This window comes from Catenulispora pinisilvae (genome assembly GCF_015356865.1).
GTDB classification, from domain to species: Bacteria; Actinomycetota; Actinomycetes; order Streptomycetales; family Catenulisporaceae; genus Catenulispora; species Catenulispora pinisilvae.
On sequence record NZ_JAAFZA010000462.1, the window covers coordinates 1 to 2,717 of the forward strand.

At 71.2% G+C, this 2,717-nt stretch carries 2 protein-coding genes; both read left to right on the top strand.

All coding sequences use genetic code 11. The features are described from left to right. Positions 1-828 (top strand): AAA family ATPase (locus IZR01_RS48880; protein WP_228561437.1); only part of this gene is annotated, 828 nt, incomplete at its 5' end. 83 nt (positions 829-911) lie between these two features. Beyond that, positions 912-2,717, top strand: a 1,806-nt coding sequence (locus IZR01_RS48885) for a VWA domain-containing protein (RefSeq protein WP_194927859.1), incomplete at its 3' end; no start/stop codon positions are given.

Below are 2,717 nucleotides of genomic sequence, written 5' to 3' on the forward strand. Positions count from 1 at the left end.
GCCGTACCGCCTGCCAAAACCGCCCCCGCCAAGGGCCCGATCCGCCGCCCCAACGGACAGCTCTACTACCCCCGCGCCCTGGCACCCGGAGTCTCCGACGTAGACGCCTTGCGCAAACTACGTACCGCCGGAATACCGGCCCTGCTCTACGGACCCCCGGGCACCGGGAAGACCTCGATGGCCGAGGCCGCCTTCGACGACCTGATCACGATTGCAGGCGACGGGGACACCACGGTCGGGGACCTGATCGGCGATTGGACCCAGAAGGACGACGGCGGATACGAGTTCATTGACGGGCCCGTGATCACCGCCATGCTCGAAGGCCGGGCCCTGCTGATCGACGACGCCACCCTGATCAGCCCCAAGGTCCTCGCGGCGATGTATCCCGCGATGGACGGCCGCAAGCAGATCATCGTCAAGGCGCACAAAGGCGAGACGGTCACCGCCGCCGAGGGGTTCTACGTGATCGCCGGACACAACCCGGGCGTACACGGCGCGATCCTCACCGAGGCCCTGTCCTCGCGATTCAGCACCCAGATTCATGTCGAGACCGACTACGACCTGTGCCGACAGCTCAAGATCGACGCCAAGGCCGTGACCATCGCCAAGAACCTGGCCAAACTCGCCGCCAACGGCGAGGTCGGATGGGCCCCGCAGCTCCGGGAACTGATCGCCTTCCAGAAGATCGCCGACACCATCAGCGTCGAGGTCGCCTTCGCCAACCTGATCGGCATCGCCCCGATCGAGGACCGCGACCAGGTCGCCGAACTGGTCGCCAAAACCGCCGGAACCCGAGTCACCGCCCTGGCCCTGGGCAAGCAGATCTGACCAGCGCACCTCGCGCCGCGCCCCGGCCGACTGCCCGCCGGATTCTCCGAACCATCCCCGCCGCAAGGAGCCCGTGATCCGCCATGCCCGCGCACCGCCACGTACACCCCGCCCCGCCCGCCGTCACCGAGGCCGAACTCGCCTCCGCCATCTGGGCGGACGACGGGGGACCTGCCGCCGAGCCCGGCCCGACCGCCGAGCAGGTCGAGGCCGAATGGCTGCGGATCTCCGCCGAGCTGACCGGACGCCTCCCGGCGATCGCCGATCGCGATGACTGCATCGTCACGGTCGAGCAGCCCACCCGCTCCGGTGCCCCGGCCGCCTTCTACCCGACCCTGGCCAAGGTCGAGGTCGGCAAGCAAGTGTTCACCGGGCACGCCCCGGCCACGATCCGCCCTGCGATGTTCGGCGACGAGGACCGCTACCCGGCCGCTTGGGGGGCGTTCTGCCACGAGGCAGCGCACGCCGCCCACACCCGCTGGAATGTTGCCACCACCCCGGCCCAGCGCTTCACCGCCGCCTACGCCGCCGCCGAGATGCTGGAGGAGTCCCGCGCCGAGTCCCGCCACCTGACCCGCCGCCCGAGCGATGTCAGATACCTACGGGCCTGCGCAACCGACCTGGTGCTGGAAGGCATGGGCAGCAACATCCCGGACAACAAGTGGTCCGCCGCCTATGCCGCCGGACTGATTCTGGCCCGCCGTGACGCCGGAATCCTGGAAGACCACGAGGTAGCGGACCTGGAGGACACGGTCACGGACATCCTCGGCGAGGAGACCCTGGAGTACCTGGCCGAGATCTGGGCCGCCGCCCACGCCACCGCCGACGACGACGTGGAGGCGATGCTGGAGCACGGACGGGCCTGGTGCGAACTGGTCGCCACCGATCCCGCCGACGCCGAACCGGACGAGGAGGCGGACCCGGGAATCCCTGGCGGCGGCGCGATCGCCGGAGCGATCGGCAGGACCGGGGCGAGGATCCAGGGCACCGAGGCCGCGCGGCAAGCCCGCGAGCAGGCCGACCAGGACGCGATCGCCAGGGCCGCCGCCGCGAAGATCCGGGCGAAGAAGGCCAAGGCGTCACGGGCTCGGCGCGCAGAGGACACCGCCAAGGCAGTGTTCGCACCCGACGCCGGAACTTTCACCCCCGGCGGCGCGTCCGGAGGGGTCGCACCGACGCCGGTGATCGGCACGAGGATGCCGACGAGTACGGAGAAGGCCGCCGCCGGCAAACTCGCCCGGGGCCTTCGAGCAGCCGCCTACCGGGAACGCGTCGAGACCGTCACCGCCTCGGCCGCCCCGCCCGGACGCCTCAACATGCGCGGAGCCTTGTCCCGCGACGCTCAGAAGGCGGCAGGCGGGACTCCGACCGCCCTGCCCTGGGTCTCCACTTCTCGCCGCGCCACCCCCGCCCCGCCGTTGCGCGTAGGGATCGCGGTCGATGTCTCCGGCTCGATGTCCGCCCTCGCCGGACCGATCGCCTCGGCCGCCTGGATCCTGGCCAAGGCCACCGCCATGACCGACCCCGACTCCCGCACCGCCACCGTTGCCTACGACGAGTCGCTCACCGCGATCACCCGCCCCGGGCGCGCCCCGGAACGCGCGACCGTGTTCGAGGCGGCCGGAGGCGGCCACGCCCTGGGAGATGCGATCGACGCCCTGGACGCCTCCCTGCAGCTGACCCGCCCCGGTGCGGGCCGCCTGCTGGTCATCGCCTCCGACGGCCATTACCAGCGGCACGAGACCGCTGCCGCCGCATGGCGCATCAAGGAGCTGACCGAGTCTGGGTGCGCCGTGATCCAGATCGCCTTCAAGCACGGCTGGTTCGCCAACGCCATCCCCGGCGCGACGTTCCTGCTCCTCGACGACCCCGCCACCGCCCCCGAGGAG